This window comes from Fibrobacter sp. UWR4 (assembly GCF_003149045.1).
Lineage (GTDB): Bacteria > Fibrobacterota > Fibrobacteria > Fibrobacterales > Fibrobacteraceae > Fibrobacter.
The window spans coordinates 1-15,671 of record NZ_QGDU01000052.1 but is presented as its reverse complement, the minus strand read 5'-3'; the positions used below and the strand labels follow the sequence as shown (position 1 = coordinate 15,671).

Sequence of the window (15,671 nt, the reverse complement as noted above, 5' to 3'; positions counted from 1 at the left end):
GAACAATCGGCCGAGAAAACGACTTGGATTTCTCACCCCATTAGAGTATATTTCTAGGCAAGTTAAACAAATTTACTTGGCGACTTAAATTCGCCACTCATTTGATTCTTATGAGGCTGCTGAACAATACGCAGAAAATATAAGGACTCTTGCAGATGAATGGGGAACATCCTATCAACCGAATGGTGAATGTACTCCTGAATTTGATGAAATGATAGTGGAAAAGCATTAATTATGAGTTTGCGAGAAAAAATTTTGTTATCACTAATTCTTTTGACAACAAATGTTGTTATTGCGATTGTAATTTTGGGCTTTAATGATTTATTTCTTTTGTTCACTTCAATACTAATTTCTTTTTTGATACCTTTTATTTTGATTGTAATTCTGGAAAAGGAAAATACATATCAATCTATACTAAACTTGTTTTCATCAAAAAGGCCGAAGGATGATTCGGACATTTTTGATGAGGCCTTGGGTTTGAAACCAAAGGATGATTCGGAGATGTCGTTTGATGATATAATTAAAAAAAAGAACAGTCCCTGAAAATTTCCTATGATTGGAGAGGAATGCCGGTGGAGTTCAGGATGGAAAGCAAATCAGGAAATGTACTTGAGAATACGCGTAGTTGCAGTAGGGGCGATAGCCTTATGCTGACCATGGCCTACGACGGTTCCGGCAGACGCGTGTCCAAGACCCGTGAGCGCAAGGCATGCCCTCAGGGGAGAGGCCTGTACGCTTAGAAATGATTTCGAGAGGAATGCCGTCTTCGCGGAAGCCCTTGGCAAGTTCCTTGTTCTTGGCTTCGCATTTCTTTGTGGCGAAATACTGCATGTATTCGCGGGTAGGTTCGTCGTCCATCTCGCGGTTCTGGAACCTGTAAATGAACCTTCTCTTAAAATCTAGGTACGACAAATAATGGTGCAGCATCGTACATGTAGGATTTTGGTTTTCCAAAAGTTTGTGCAGCATCGTACGTGTAGGATCTATGTTTTCCAAAAGTTTGTGCAGCATCGTACACGTAGGATCTAGTTTGTCCAAAAGTTTGTGCAGCATCGTACGTGTAGGATCTATGTTTTCCAAAAGTTTGTGCAGCATCGTACATGTAGGATCTATGTTTTCCAAAAGTTTGTGCAGCATCGTACGTATAGGGATCTATGTTTTCCAAAAGTTTGTGCAGCATCGTACACGTAGGATCTAGGTTTTCCAAAAGTTTGTGCAGCATCGTACACGTAGGATCTATGTTTTCCAAAAGTTTGTGCAGCATCGTACACGTAGGATCTATGTTTTCCAAAAGTTTGTGCAGCATCGTACATGTAGGATCTAGGTTGTCCAAAAGTTTGTGCAGGATTGTTCATCTAGGATTTTGGTTCTACAAATTTTTTTGTATCAAGCACCACAAGAAATGGTGGTGCTACAAATGAAAATGCGCTTTTTTCCCCTAGAATTTGTTTCTTGTGCAACTGATTTGTAGTTTATTGTAGGAATTTGAGCTAAAACCTCAAAAAGGAGTTAGGATATGGACTACAAGGAAAGTCAGGGCTTTCGCAACTATAATTTACTGTCGTATGTCAAAGTGCATCGCAAAATCTTCGAAAAAATGCAAAAAATCGATAATCCCATGGTTTCCGGAGCCATTGATGCCTATGGAAAAATCTTGAAGCAACTGGAAACAGTGGTTATGATGCCTGCGTCAAGGTATTTTTCCGAATGGAATGTGGAACGTGCCCGAGCCTATAGGATTTGCAAGACTGCAGTAAGGTCTCTTGCGGAATTTAATTCGAATCAGGATCGCGAAACCGTGACGGAACTATCGAGGGCTTTCTCCCGCTATATTTCGGGGGCTTCATCTCCGAAGATAACTACGGCGATTGAATATGCGCTGGCTGTGTCAAGAAAAATCCCGGTGGAGCAGCTGGAGAAACTTGCTATCAAGGAGCGTATCGATTATATGGAGCAGGTCCATCACAACTACCTTCGTAGCACCGATGCGATTAAGAATAATATTGCCGCCGCCAAGAATGACGAAGTAAAAATCTACCGTCACTGCTGTGATGTGGCCTTCAGGAATTCCCTGGAATTAACTAAGAAAATGAACAGCCTGGGTGACGAATCCTGCCAGGAATTCCTCCGCTGGATGAGCGCTGCATGACGTTCTAAAAAATAGGGCCGCGCCTTCATTGGTACGGCCTTTTAAATTGCAAGAATGGACTATGGTTACAGAGCCTTGATTTCCTCGGGGGTGAGGCCTGTTGAATCAACGATAATATCCATGGCAACACCCCTATCTCGGAAAGCCTTTGCCATTTCCCTATAGGCTTCTTCACGGCCTTCGCGGTGGGCGGTCCCGATGCGGGTGCTGATTTCAGCTTCTGTGACCATACCTGTTGCAACCTCCGTGATAAAGTTCTTTTCCATGGCGCTCACCATCATGCGGCGGTATACGTCTGCGATGACGGGGTCCTTCGTCTTGGGCGCGTCCTTGGCCGAGGCCATCCTGGTGAAAAGTTCCAGCCATTCCGTCTCGGCGGTGTTCAGGTTCAATACCTTCGCATCCACCTTGCTCAAGTCAAGCAAAATATACCTCTTTTTCGTATAGACCGGCAAGGCGGCGGGATTCCCCACACTGGAAAAACGGAACAATCCCAGCTCCTCACGGTAGTTTTCACAAAAATCCACAGGAAAGTTGCAAATCCATACGCAGTAGGTGCTGGGCATCAGATAAGGATGGTCCTCCTTCTCGGCCTCGGTGCGCTGGCTATCGAAATGAATCTTGGATTCAATGGAAAGCTGGTCGGCGTAAAGTTCCACACGGTCCGCGAAATCCTCGTGAGACGCCCGCTGCATCTCCAGGTCAATAAACTCATTGTTGTTCAGCTTGGCGTGAACGTCGAAACGGACCTCCTCCTTGTCAATTGCCGAGGTCAGTGTCGATGCGGGCTTCTTGCGTTCGATGCTCACGATCTTCCGCTCCTCGGGCATATGCATGACCGCGTTCAGAAAATGGATTAGAGTCACGTCCTTCGAAAAGATTTCCTTGAAAACCTTATCCCGCGTGGGGTCCAGGAACGTGTGTTGCCTAATGATTTCGATTTGCCTTTGAATTTTTTCCTCAAAAGTTGCCATAATGTTCTCCCGACGGGAACGCCCCCGCGATGGCGCAGGGCCGCTTCGCCCTACATACTATGACACGCAGGAAATTTCTTGGCGAACGCGCTTTTTATGAAAAAATTTGTTTGCACTAGGGTTCCAAACCATATTTTTGTGATAAAAAAACAACTTTAAAATTCCCCCGATTTTACTAAATTTGCCTTCGAAATCTCCATAGGGGAGTATTTCGGGGGTTATTTTGAAATTCTCGACTAGTTTTAGACTTTTTGTAGTCCTTTTTAGCTTTATTTGCGTTTCTGTTTTTGCACAGCAGTCTCAGGGTGCCGCGCAGCCGCTGCCCATTCCAGATTCTGTTGTCATCAAGAATCTGAATGTCAAGAATACCGAAATTCGCGACTTGCTCCAGGGCATGGCTGTTCAGTATGGCCTGAACTTGTTCCTGGCTCCCGAAGTTAAGGGACCTGTAACGGTAAACTTCAATAATCAGCCTTTGAAGGATGCTCTTCGCGTTCTTCTGCAGGGGAACGGCTACGAATATGTGCTGGATGGCGGTGTCATTCGTGTGCAAAAGCCGGTGGTTAAGGCTCCGGAACCGCCCAAGGCTCCCGAAAAACGTTTCGTTGTTGAGTGGACAAAGGAGACCCCGGATCAAGTCCGGGGTGACAAAGAAAGTCAAGTCCGGGATGACAAAGAACGTCTGGTCTCGGGTGACGTCTCTGGTTTGTTGACCATTGATGTGGAAGATGCTCCGCTGGATAAGGTGGTCCGCAAGATTGTGGAAGTTTCTGGCAAGAACATTTTGCTGGAACAGGGCAATTCCAAGTCTGTCACGGTTTTTGTGCAGAACATGCCTTTTGAACGTGCGGTCCGCCACTTGGCAGAATCTTCTGACTTGAGCTATGACGACGAAGAGGGAATTGTCACCATCAAAAAGTCCACATGGAATCTTGGTGGCAAGAACAAGGAAAACAGCAACAAGTTTAAGGTCCGCCTCTCTAGCGATTCTCTTTTATCTATCGAGGCGGTAGAGGCTCCTTTGGCTTCCTTGCTTAGCGAAATTCTTTCCCAGACGAAGCTGAACGCCATGGTCTATGGCAAGCTGGATGGCCAGGTGACTGCCCATATGTCCGGTGTTCCGGTTCGCGAAACGCTCAAGTACTTGTTCCGCGGTACGGCCTATACTTTCTGGGAACGTAATGGTGTGTACTTTATCGGCCCTCACGAAATGCAAACTGCCGATAATTCCTTGTTGATCAAGTTGAAGCATCTCAAGGCCGAAGATGTGATCAAGCTTTTGCCTTCTACATTGACCAAGGGCACCCAGATTCAGGTGGTCAAGTCCCAGAATGCCTTGATGGCTGCCGGTAGCTACGATGTGCTGGATGCTATTTCCCAGTATGTAGAAAAGATGGACTTGCCTGTGGCCCAGATTTTGATTGAGGTCCTGGTGGTTGACTTGGATTTGGAAAAGGGGCATAATCATGGTTTGAATTTGTTCTTTGGTAATGCCGCCAAGAGTGTTGGCTCCGAGAACTTGTTCCCAAGTGTTGACCAGACTTTGAATTCCAAGCAGCTGCAGCGTGTATTCAATGGTATTGGTCTTGGCGAAATTGTCAGCATCCCCAAGGATCTTGTTACAAAGATCAATGCCATGGAGCAGGAAAAGATCCTGGATGTAAAGGCTCGCTCCCAGATTGCAACCTTGAATGGCGAAACCGCAGTGCTTACCATTGGTCAGACCCAGTACTATATGATGGCTTCCGAGGTGGATTACAACCAGGGCGATGCGGTTACTTCCAAGACGACCCAGCGTTTCGAACAGATCGAGGCCAACTCCAACATTACTGTGACTCCCTATGTGACTGGCGAAGGGGAGATTACCTGCGAAATTGTTCCTGATTTTTCTGAACCGGAAGGTAGCTTTAGCAGCGAAGTTCCGCCCACGTTGAACAAGCGTTATGTCAAGTCTTCTGTGCGCCTTCGCGATGGCGAAACCATTGTGCTGGGCGGCATGGTCAAGGAAAGTGTCAGCGATGTTCATAGGCAGGTACCGTTCCTAGGTTCCATTCCCGTGATTGGCTGGTTGTTCCGCAATGTGGAACGTGTTCACAGCAAGAGCCAGCTGCTGATTTTCGTGACGCCCCATATTTACTACGGCTCCGAAGGCAGTGTAGATGTGGCCGACGAAATCGCCCGCGCCAAGATGCCCTTGGTGAACGACAAGAAGGTCGATGCCAAGGTGAAGGAAATGACCGCCGAGAAGACTGCAGAAAAGTCTGTAGAAAAGCCTGCGGAAAAGGCTGCCGAGGGCAAGTAGTGGCCAACGCTTTCCGCACAGCTTTGAGTGTATCAACGGGTCGGTACTGGTGGGTACTTATTGCTCGCGACTGCGCCAATGGTGGCTTCGCTCAGATTTTGCGTGTGCTTCGCGGTCGAGGGGCAGGTCATAGCTATGTGGATTTGTCCTACTCCGGCACTTTCGAGGAGTGCCGCCGCTTTCAGGTGGCCAATGGCGGTTCTGCCGATGGCATCCTTTTGGTTGACGATGCAACTCCGGTAAAGATGGTCCAAATCGGCGACGAAGAATTCAAGCGCGAAAACTTTGAATACGTCAATTCCATCGATGGGGATTTTGCTGTGGTCGCCCTTCGCCGATCCTTCGAGGAATTGGTTGAAGAGGTGGTAAAGGTGGAATTCAAGATTTTGGCCCACCTGCCTGTTTTGTTCTTTGAAATTGAAATGCTTCGCCAGCAGGATTTGTCTGGGGCTAAGCTGTTCAAGAATACGGAAAATGGGGTCACCAAGGCCTGGTACTTTGACCAGGGTGAATTTTACTGGTTCAGCAAGGCTTTTGGATCTTCTGAAGGCGAGGATTGCGTTAAAATTGTGGACTTTGTCAAGGAACGTTTCTTCCAGAAGTCTGTAATCGTCGAAGAATTTTCGCCCAGCGCCGAAGATATGGCCAAGGTGGTGGCTGAAGATGCATGGCTTTTCCGCACGGATCATTTGCCGGTGTTTTCTACGATGCCCGATAATGGGGCCGTTGCTCGAATTCGCGAAGCCGCACTTTTCCGTAGGACTTTCAAGGCTTGCGTTGGCGTACTGGTAACCACCTTGCTGGTGACCCTGGCTTTCTGGGGCGGTGTTTCCTGGTACGTTTCCAAGACTCAGACCCAGGTGGCTGCCATCGAAAAGAGAATCGAAACTCGCAGGGAGCTGGACCGCGTTTGGAAAAAGCTGGAAGCCGACAAGGCTGGTACAGAAAAGTTCCTCAGCCATCGCAGTCGCTCTTCCTCCTTCTTGTCGCTTATTACCGCGGATTTACCCACGGATACTTGGATAACCCATTGGTCCGTAAACGGAAACGTTCATTCCATGCAGGGGTACTCTGCCACGTCCGAAGAAGTTTCTGAATTCCTGTCTACTTTGGAACATGAAAAACGATTGATAAATGTTCGCTTGCGTTCTACGGAAAAAACCACATTCAAGCGTAAGCCTGTAGTGAAATTTGACTTGTCTGCGGAGGTGATTCCATGAGTGGATTTCTAGCCCGCTACAAGTACACCTTGCTTACCGTTTTGTCTGTCGTGGCTCTGGTTGCTATCATCGGAGTGTATTTGTTCCCCAGGATGAAGGATGCCAGTGGCATATTGGTGGCCATCCGTTCCGAAATAGGGGAGTCTTCGGTTTTGGACAACGGCACAACGTCGCCGGATTCGCTAATCGCCAACTACAAAAAGATTTCATCGGAACTGGATTCTTACGTGAATGTATCGGTGTCTTCTTCCAAGATACTGACATTTATTCTGGAAGCATCCAAGCAAAACGAGGTTGTTCTTCAGGATTTGTCAACCGGCGAGGTGGCAAGGCGTGGCGAGAATCTGGAATACCCCGTAAGGTTCAAGGCGAATTCTGGATTCCCTCAGTTCCTGCGATTCTTGACCACCTTGGAAAACAGCACCTACAGTGTCAAGGTCGTTAATGTGGACATGCGCCCCGGTGTGGCTTCTGTCTATCTGTCGGTCCTCAGCAAGGCAGGTCACGATGAATAAGTTCCTTGTTCTCCTGGTGACTGTTACGCTCATGATCTGGGGTGTATTCCTGTTCAAGATGTCTGATAAGGTGGATTCCCAGAAAGGCCAAAGTGAATCTGGATTGTTTGAGGATTTGTCTGGTAAAACGCCCCTGGATATTGAAACCCGCCTGGATTTTAAGAGCCTGCTTTCTCGCTTGAACCCGCAGGAAATGCCGGAAAATGACATGCGCGATCCCTTCAAGGTTCCCACAAGCATTTTGCCACCGCCTAAGCCCCGTGTGGTGAAGGTTGCCTCCGCCCCTGTGGAAGCCCCGGTGGCAGTGGCTCCGCCTCCTCCTAAACCGCCCTCCATTACTTTGGATGCCATTTTGCCCGGCGACAATCCTGTGGCCATCATCAAGTTCCGTGGCGAATCCGCAGTTGTCAGCGTAGGCCAGGAAATCTGGAATGTGGTGGTGCAGTCCATCGAAGTAAACCGCGTTGTGCTACAGTACGCCGGCGGAACTTTTGAGATCAGGTGAATTTTTATTTCATAAAAAAGAGACCTCACATGCGTGAGGTCTTTTTAAATGCTTGGATCCTTCGCGCCTGCGGCGCTCAGGATGACGACTGTAATCATCGCTCAGGATGACGGTTGCAATTACTTCTCCAGCTTGAAGAAGACAGCGCCCAGGGGCGGGACCTGTACGTTCAAGCTCTGTTCGCGATTCTGCCAGGGGATGTCCTGAGTCCAGACTTCTCCCATGTTGCCCACGTTGGAGCCGCCGTAGATGCCTGCGTCGGTGTTGAAGATTTCCTTCCACTTGCCCTTGGTGGGTGCGCCCAGACGGTAGTCATGACGTACAACCGGGGTAAAGTTGAAGACGCAGAGAATCTGGTTGCCGTGGTCATCCTTACGGACAAAGCTTACGATGGAGTTGTCGGCATCGTCGCACCAGATCCATTCGAAACCGGTATGGTAATGGTCGATTTCCCAGAAGGGTGCGTTTTCCTTATAGACATGGTTCAGGTCCTTGATCATGGCGAGAACCTTGCCGTGGCTATCCCAGCTGACCAGGTGCCAGTCCAAAGAACGCTTTTCGTTCCATTCGCGGAACTGACCGAATTCGTTGCCCATGAAGTTCAGGATCTTGCCCGGGTGTGCGTACTGGAAGGCGTAAGTCAAACGGAGGTTTGCAAACTTCTGCCAGTTGTCGCCAGGCATCTTCCCAAGCATGGAGCCCTTACCGTGGACAACTTCGTCGTGGCTGAACACCTGGATGAAGTTTTCGGAGTAGGCGTACACCATGCTGAAGGTAAGGCTGTTGTGGTGATACTTACGATGGATGGGCTCGTGCTGGATGTAGCTGAGGAAGTCGTTCATCCAACCCATGTTCCACTTATAGTGGAAACCCAGGCCGCCCTGTTCAGGAGGACGGGTAATGCTGGGGAAGCTGGTGGATTCTTCGGCGATGAGGATGCCGTGGGGAGCCAGGCGGCCCATCACAGAATTCAGGTGCTTCAGGAATTCCAGGGTGTCGTAGTTGATGTTGCCGCCGTCCTTGTTGGGGACCCATTCGCCGGGGCCCTTACCGTAGTCCAGGTACAGCATACTTGCAACGGCGTCTACGCGGAGGCCGTCGCAGTGGAATTCCTTGAGCCAGTACATTGCATTTGCAATGAGGAAGTTCTTGACTTCGTTGCGGCCCAGGTTAAAGATGTAGGTGCCCCAGTGGGGGTGTTCGCCCTGGCGGGGGTCTGCGTGTTCATAGCAGGCGGTACCGTCAAAGCGGCCGAGAGCATGGGCGTCCTTGGGGAAGTGGGCGGGAACCCAGTCGATAATCACGCCGATTTCGTTCTGGTGGCAAAGGTCCACGAACTTACGGAACTGGTCGGGAGTGCCGTAACGGCTGGTGGGGGAGTAGTAACCGGTAACCTGGTAACCCCAGGATTCGTCCAGCGGGTGCTCTGCCAGGGGCAAGAATTCCACGTGGGTGTAGCCCATTTCCTTCAGGTAGGGAATGAGGGCGTCCGCCAGTTCTTCCCAGTTCAGGAAACGGTCCGGATCTGCGGGATCGCGACGCCAGGAGCCTGCATGGACTTCATAGATGTTCATGGGGCTGCCGAAGACCTTGGTGGCGTAATGGGTGTACATGTACAGGTCATCGCCCCATTCGTAACCATCCAGGTGGGTGGTAATGGAAGCGGTTGCCGGACGGACTTCGGAAAGCTTTGCCAGCGGGTCCACCTTTACGTGGAGGTTGCCATCGGCGCCATGGATTTCGAAACGATAAAGTTCGCCTTCGCCCAGGTTCGGGATAAAGATTTCCCAAATGCCGGAACCGCCCAGCATGCGCATCTGGTGGCGGCGACCATCCCAGGAGTTGAAACTACCGATGACAGATACAGCCTGTGCGTTGGGAGCCCAGACGGCGAAGTGGATGCCCTTGAAGCCCTGGTGTTCTACCAGGTTTGCGCCCAGCTTGCGGTAAAGTTCGTAATGGGTGCCGGATGCGATCAGGTGACGGTCAAAGTCGGAAAGTACCGGCAGGAATGCGTAGGGATCGGTAAGGGTGTATTCGTTACCGTCGTCCTGGCGGATAACCAGGTTATAGAAGAACGGTTCGTACTCCTTGTCCAGGATGGCCTCGAAAAAGCCTGTATCCCCGATCTTTACGAAGTCAAATTCAAATTCACCATCGCAGGATTCGCCGCGGATAAAGCTTGCCTGAGGCTGATAGGTACGGATGACGGTCTTTACGCCCTTGTCCGTGTTCAGCGGGTGAATACCCAGGATCGAAAAAGGATCCTTGGTGGAAAAATTCCAGATAGCCTGCATGTCGTCTGAAGTTAAGCTGGTAAATTGATTCCAATCCATACAATACTCCATATTTTTCTTATGCAAATATAACATAAACTTGTTTTTGCAACGAGATTTTTACAGAATTATTTGAAATAAATGGAACTCGGGCGATAATCCTATTTATTACTACATTTTAAGTCATGTATAAGCGAATCCTTACGATTCAGGATATTTCCTGTTTTGGCCAGTGTTCCTCTACGGTGGCCTTGCCTATTGTTTCTGCCTGCGGTATTGAATGTGCCGTGCTCCCTTCTGCGGTGCTTTCCACCCATACGGGCCGTTTCAGAGGGTACACTTTTAGGGACCTTACCGACGACATGCTGCCCATCCGAGATCACTGGGTGAGGGAAGGGATCAAGTTCGACGCCTTCTACACGGGGTACCTGGGAAGTGTACGCCAGGTGGATATTGTCCGCGATATCATGAGGACCACCGGTAACGATGGTGCTCTACGCATCGTGGACCCGGTCCTTGCGGACGCGGGAAAGCTTTATGCGGGTTTTGACATGAAGTTTGTGGAGGCCATGAAGCGACTCTGTGCCGAAGCGGACGTACTTTTGCCCAATATTTCCGAGGCAAGCTACCTGACCGGTATAAAGTATACCGAGGAATATGACCGGGCATATATTGAAGAATTATGCAAGCGCCTGTGTGACCTAGGCACAAGGTGCGTCATCATGACCGGTATCGGATTCCGTGAGGGCTTTACCGGCATCGCCGTTTATGAAAAGGGCGAATTAAAGCACTACGAACACAAGAAAGTGTCCATGTGGTGCCACGGAACCGGGGATATTTACGCTTCCGCCATTACAGGCTCCCTCATGAGGGGGAAATCCATCATGGATGCGGTCAAAATTGCTGCCGATTTTACCCTGAAGGCCATCGAAAATACGGTGGATGATGCGGAAAAGCACTGGTATGGTGTTAAATTTGAAACAGCAATACCTACACTTGTAAAATCCCTGGAATAGGCGAGGTTTATGATGGCTGAAGAGAATAAGACTTGGGAACCTTTGGTTTATACCGATACATTCAAGGTGACTCCCGAAATGATCGACGACAATCATCATTTCAACAATGTCTGGTCCGTCCAGTGGATTCAGGATATTTCCAAGGATCATTCCGAACAGTGCGGCGGTACCGCCCTCATGCGTGAAATGAACTGCGGCTGGATGATTCACGAACAGCACGTCGTCTATAAAAACCAGGCTTTCCTGGGGGATGAAATCAAAGGTACCACTTGGGTGGATTCCTTTAGTACCGTGGTCAGCAAGCGTAAGTGCAAGTTTGAACGTGTCAGTGACGGCAAGGTGATTTTTGAATCCGAGACCCAGTGGGTTCTGGTGGATTTGAATCGTGGCCGCCCCAAGGCCATTACCCCCGAAATGGTGGCTCATTACGGAACCTTGAAGTAAAATGTCTAGCATTATCGAATACAAGGGCAAGAAGCCCATCCTTGGTGAACGAGTGTTCCTTGCCGAAGGGGCCCGCCTCATTGGGGACGTCCAGATCGGGGATGACTCCTCCGTTTTCTACAATGCGGTCATCCGTGCTGACTTGGCCGAAATCCGTATTGGCAAGCGCACCAACATCCAGGACAATGTCTCTATCCATCTTTCTACAGACCTGGGAGTCCATGTAGGGGATGAAGTGACTGTGGGCCATAATGCAATCCTCCATGCCTGCGATATCGAAGACAATGTCTTAATCGGCATGGGTGCAATTGTCATGGATGGAGCCCGAATTCGCAAGAATTCCGTGGTTGCTGCCGGTGCCTTGGTGCCCCAGGGTAAGGAATATCCCGAGGGAAGCCTCATTGTGGGGACTCCTGCACGGGTTTCACGTCAACTTACCGAGGAAGAAATTCGTAAATTTCATGAAGGTATTGAACATTACGTAACGATCAAGGAAGAGCTTCGTAGGGACCAGTATTAGTCGTGTATAAGTTCGTCTTTCTCATAAATCCTATTAGCGGCGGTGGCCAAGGTAAGGTGATTCACCAGTACCTTCCCGAAATCATGGAGTCCATGGGTTTTTCCACGGACCAGTGGATGGCGTCGTTCACCAAGCGGGATGAAATGGAAAAGCAGATCATGGACGCCCTGTCCTCTACGGAAACCTTGATCGCGGTGGGCGGTGACGGAACTGTCTCCTCCGTGCTTTCCGTGATGATCAACTCCGAATACGCCAAGACGGTAAAGATAGGCCTGATTCCCCTGGGGACGGGCAACGATTTGGCCCGAGTGCTCAATCTTTACAAGCCCTATGTGGATAAGGGTCTGCTGTTCCTGGTGCGTCGTCTTCTGTTGGCTCAGTCCCGACCCTTTGATATCTGGAAAGTGAATGGAAAGATCGCATTTGCCAACTATTTCTCCGGCGGTATTGATGCCCGCATTGCCCACGATTTCAATAAGGACCGTTCCGAGGGAGCGTTCAACTCCAGCTCCGTCTTTGCGAACCGAGTGCATTACGTCAAGAGTTTCTTTGCGGATCGACTTTATAAGCTGAAACCCGCCAGGTTGCACTATGTGGCTGCCGATGGTAGCAACCGCCATAGGGATATTTCCGGATATAGGACCGTCATTGTCGGGAACATTCCCAGCTTTGCCGGCGGATCCAATCCCTTCTACAAGTCAGACATGGCGGATGGCCTGCTGGAAATCGTGTGTGTCTGCAACATTGTGCAGTTCCTCATTGGAATAGGCTTTGGCACCATTCCTGTGTTGGGCGGTTTCCTGAAGAAGTATTTCCTCAAGTCCCGTAAGGCTAAATCCATCCGTTTTGAATTTGCAGAAGATGAATTCCTGCAGCTGGATGGGGAAGACCTGAGCGGCAAGATATCCAGGCAGGTGAATATTGAATATGCCTGCAATATTCAGATTTTGGCCCTGGGTAAGTAATGAATCCGGTAATTATTGAGGGGGTGGAAATCCGCGGCTTTGCCTCGCTGGAAAAGGCGTGCCCCACGGATATTAGCTTTTGGACAGGCAATGCTAAAAGTATTACTGGCGCAGCTGGGTTTTCCGTCTTGGATTTGGAAAAATGTCAGGCTGGCGTGCTGTTTGTTCCTCAGGGTATCGCGTCGCAGGATGGTTCTGCATCTGACCTCCGCAGGATTTTCCCCAAGGTTCGCTGCCTGGTTCCTGTGGAAAATCCATATCACGCCATGGTCTGCTTTCTGGAAAAGTACGGCTCCCGTCTGGTGGATATGCCCCGGGACGCCTCGGGCGCACCTGTTGCGCAGATTGACCCTTCCGCAGAAATAGGCCCAGGCTGTGTAGTAATGCCCGGCGCTGTCATTGGTGCCCACTGCCGTCTGGAAGCCAACGTGGTCGTATACCCCAATGTGGTCATCGGGGAAAACTGCATTTTTCAGGCGGGAGTTGTGGTAGGTAGCCGCGGTTTCGGTTTTTACGAATTCCAGGGCAAGCGCCGCATGGTTCCTCACTTGGCCGGAGTCCGTATCGGCAATAACTGCAGCTTCGGCGCAAATACCGTGGTGGCCGCAGGTTTTATTTCTCCCACCACCATCGGGAACGACAGCCACTTTGATGCCATGGTCCAGATCGGCCACAACTGCGTTCTGGGCAATAACATTTACATGGCCGCACAAACCGCTCTAGGCGGCACCACCGTCGTGGAAGATGACGTGAACATCGCAGGCGGCGCAAAGGCAGCAGGTCACCTCACCATTGGCCGCGGCGCCATCGTCACCGCAAAAGCCGGCGTCACCAAGAGCGTTCCCGCAGGCCGCACCGTAGCAGGTTTCCCCGCCATCGACGCCGATGTCTGGCGCAGGCAAATGGTGGAACTGCGTGTAATGGCGAAGAAGAATTTGAAGAAATAAAAACGCGTTGGGGGTGGGGCTTCTCAAGTCTATTTTATCATCTCCAATAATTGTTCTTTCGTCAAAAACTCTAAAACAGAAAAAGCCGTCAGTTGCTTGCCCAAGTCGTTGATGGACGCACCTACATGATAGACTGTTTCATCTACGATGATAAAACGGTCGTGTACATCACGAATATTCAGGACCTGTACGGTGGGGTTTTGACGGTTTAATAGATTCTCTTCTTCTTTCATTGTGCGGGTGACTCGTGCAGAATAGACAAATCCCTTTACTCCTGCAGACTTTTTTGCCAGGAGTCGTAGAGTCCTGTCGTCTGCATAGGGATCGATGATAATGATTTCTTGTTTTGCTGAACGGACGAGCTGGGCTGCGAATTCGTAGCCGCTCCACCAGGATTTCGCAGGAATTGCGCCTTCTGTGGGAGGCGTGTTTAGCTTGACAAAGAAATCTACTTGCTTTTCGAGAGCATCAAGCCGATTGTCATGAGATTGTAGATGGTTCTCGTGATTGACTAGCTGCTGGTCAATGCGTTGCTCGGAAAGCATCAAACGCTGGTTGATGCTGTAGCCTTTGAGAAGGTGGTCCTTAAGGACTTGGTTTGCCCAGCGACGAAAAAGGGTTGCATTTTTGCTATTTACCCTATATCCAACGGATAATATCGCATCAAGATTGTAGTATTTCGTTTCGTAAACCTGTTGGCTTGCATTACCCATATGTTCCAAAACGGAACATGTGCTATGTTCATCTAGTTCCTGAGATGCGTAGATGTTTTTTAAGTGTTTTGTAATTGCGGGTCGTTTTGTGCCAAATAGCTCTGCAATTTGAACCTGCGTCAGCCAGACGGTTTCGTTTTCGAGACGGACATCAAGATGCAACTCGCCATCGGTGTGGTAGGCGATGATTTCACCCTTTTCGGGCGTTTTTTCAAGTTGATTTTCCATCGGAAACTCCGAGGAACGCATTTCCCATGATGCGAGGAAACTCGCGGGCCCCTGTCGGGGGATGTAATAAAAACCGGCGTTTCCGGCTGGGATAAATATACAAATTGCAAAAGTCAGATTATGACAATCTGCGTTTTTGACTATATTTTTTTTGAAAAAAGGGAATAAATTAGGAGAACATATGAATATATTCAAGAATCTAGCGATGTTGTCTATCGCAGCAGTCATGTTCGTGGCCTGCGGTGGCGATAACGGCTCCAGCGCTAGGGACGACGATTCCTCTAGCAGCGTTGCTGACGAGGAAAAATCCTCCTCTAGCACCAAGAATGGCTCCTCTAGCGATAAGGAATCTTCCAGCTCTGCTAAGGAATCCTCCAGCTCGCAGAGCAAATACGTCTGCGATATTTACACCTTGGCTGATGCCTTGAGCTGCAAGTGTGACGAAAACCGCGAAGGCAAGCTTTCTTACAATTACGACAGCAACGTGGAGCTGGTCTGCATCCACGACGCCGAACTGAACAAGTGGGGCTGGATCGTCAAGAAGGACGAATCTTCTTCCTCCAGCGAAGCCAGGAGCAGCTCCAGCTCTGTTAAGGAATCCTCTAGCAGCGTGAAGGTTTCTTCCAGCGTCATCCTGAGCTCATCAAGCGAAGGATCCAGTAGCTCGGCTAAGAGCAGCTCCTCTGTTGCCTCTAGCTCTAGCGCAAAGTCCTCTTCTAGCACTGCTAAGAGCAGTTCTTCTGTTGCTTCTAGTTCCAGTGCTAAGTCTTCCTCCAGTTCTGTGAAGATTTCCAGCAGTAGTGAATATGTGCCCTTTGATCATTCAAAAACGCACGCGGCTGCAAGTAAAGTGGGGGCGGATGCCTATAAACAGTTTACCGATGAACGAAATGGCCG

General features: G+C 49.5%; 14 protein-coding genes and 1 pseudogene. 11 read left to right on the top strand and 4 right to left on the bottom strand.

Translation table 11 applies throughout. The features are described 5' to 3' along the window. Nucleotides 1-645: 645 nt before the first annotated feature. Nucleotides 646-858, bottom strand: coding sequence for a hypothetical protein (locus BGX12_RS14345; RefSeq protein ID WP_109736722.1), 213 nt, complete (start codon nt 856-858; stop codon nt 646-648). A gap of 739 nt (nt 859-1,597) precedes the next feature. Between BGX12_RS14345 and BGX12_RS14335 the strand changes: the two genes are divergently transcribed. Further along, entirely contained in the window at nt 1,598-2,149 is a 552-nt protein-coding gene (locus BGX12_RS14335; RefSeq protein WP_146196367.1) for a hypothetical protein, read from the top strand. 65 nt (nt 2,150-2,214) lie between these two features. Here BGX12_RS14335 and BGX12_RS14330 read toward each other — a convergent pair whose 3' ends face one another. After that, nucleotides 2,215-3,123: a PD-(D/E)XK nuclease family transposase gene (locus tag BGX12_RS14330; RefSeq protein WP_109736719.1), complete on the bottom strand. Its 909-nt coding sequence runs from the start codon at nt 3,121-3,123 to the stop codon at nt 2,215-2,217. A gap of 223 nt (nt 3,124-3,346) precedes the next feature. Between BGX12_RS14330 and BGX12_RS14325 the strand changes: the two genes are divergently transcribed. From BGX12_RS14325 to BGX12_RS14310, 4 genes are read left to right on the top strand one after another with little or no spacing between them, the layout of a single operon-like run. Continuing rightward, entirely contained in the window at nt 3,347-5,425 is a 2,079-nt protein-coding gene (locus BGX12_RS14325) for a secretin and TonB N-terminal domain-containing protein (RefSeq protein ID WP_109736718.1), read from the top strand. Continuing rightward, complete coding sequence (locus tag BGX12_RS14320) at nt 5,425-6,645, top strand: PilN domain-containing protein (protein ID WP_109736717.1); 1,221 nt, start codon at nt 5,425-5,427, stop codon at nt 6,643-6,645. Before BGX12_RS14325 ends, BGX12_RS14320 begins: the two co-directional genes overlap by 1 nt. Beyond that, nucleotides 6,642-7,160, top strand: a complete 519-nt coding sequence (locus BGX12_RS14315) for a hypothetical protein (protein WP_109736716.1) — start codon at nt 6,642-6,644, stop codon at nt 7,158-7,160. Before BGX12_RS14320 ends, BGX12_RS14315 begins: the two co-directional genes overlap by 4 nt. Then, nucleotides 7,153-7,665 (top strand): hypothetical protein, encoded by a 513-nt coding sequence (locus tag BGX12_RS14310; RefSeq protein WP_109736715.1) that lies wholly within the window; start codon nt 7,153-7,155, stop codon nt 7,663-7,665. Before BGX12_RS14315 ends, BGX12_RS14310 begins: the two co-directional genes overlap by 8 nt. Nucleotides 7,666-7,784: 119 nt before the next feature. Here the strand turns inward: BGX12_RS14310 and glgB are convergent, their stop codons facing one another. Continuing rightward, nucleotides 7,785-10,001 (bottom strand): 1,4-alpha-glucan branching protein GlgB, encoded by a 2,217-nt coding sequence (glgB, locus tag BGX12_RS14305; protein ID WP_233246413.1) that lies wholly within the window; start codon nt 9,999-10,001, stop codon nt 7,785-7,787. A gap of 125 nt (nt 10,002-10,126) precedes the next feature. On the opposite strand from glgB, the gene BGX12_RS14300 reads away from it, so the two are divergent. The 5 genes from BGX12_RS14300 to BGX12_RS15865 are packed head-to-tail and all read left to right on the top strand — an operon-like array spanning nt 10,127 to nt 13,833. After that, nucleotides 10,127-10,957, top strand: a complete 831-nt coding sequence (locus tag BGX12_RS14300) for a pyridoxamine kinase (protein WP_109736713.1) — start codon at nt 10,127-10,129, stop codon at nt 10,955-10,957. Between the two features lie 9 nt (nt 10,958-10,966). After that, on the top strand, nt 10,967-11,401 hold the full coding sequence (locus BGX12_RS14295; protein ID WP_109736712.1) for a thioesterase family protein: 435 nt from the start codon (nt 10,967-10,969) through the stop codon (nt 11,399-11,401). A gap of 1 nt (nt 11,402) precedes the next feature. Then, nucleotides 11,403-11,921 (top strand): gamma carbonic anhydrase family protein, encoded by a 519-nt coding sequence (locus BGX12_RS14290; RefSeq protein ID WP_109736711.1) that lies wholly within the window; start codon nt 11,403-11,405, stop codon nt 11,919-11,921. A 2-nt stretch (nt 11,922-11,923) separates the two neighbouring features. Then, nucleotides 11,924-12,886 carry a diacylglycerol kinase family protein gene (locus BGX12_RS14285; RefSeq protein WP_109736710.1) on the top strand — a complete coding sequence of 321 codons (963 nt, stop codon included), beginning with the start codon at nt 11,924-11,926 and terminating at the stop codon, nt 12,884-12,886. Next, nucleotides 12,886-13,833 (top strand): DapH/DapD/GlmU-related protein, encoded by a 948-nt coding sequence (locus tag BGX12_RS15865; RefSeq protein ID WP_109736709.1) that lies wholly within the window; start codon nt 12,886-12,888, stop codon nt 13,831-13,833. The genes BGX12_RS14285 and BGX12_RS15865 overlap by 1 nt, the downstream gene beginning before the upstream one ends. A gap of 29 nt (nt 13,834-13,862) precedes the next feature. Here BGX12_RS15865 and rhuM read toward each other — a convergent pair whose 3' ends face one another. Beyond that, nucleotides 13,863-14,774, bottom strand: a complete 912-nt coding sequence (gene rhuM, locus BGX12_RS14275) for a RhuM family protein (RefSeq protein ID WP_199220794.1) — start codon at nt 14,772-14,774, stop codon at nt 13,863-13,865. 181 nt (nt 14,775-14,955) lie between these two features. Between rhuM and BGX12_RS14270 the strand changes: the two are divergent. Next, nucleotides 14,956-15,671: pseudogene (locus BGX12_RS14270) on the top strand (hypothetical protein); the annotation flags it as partial.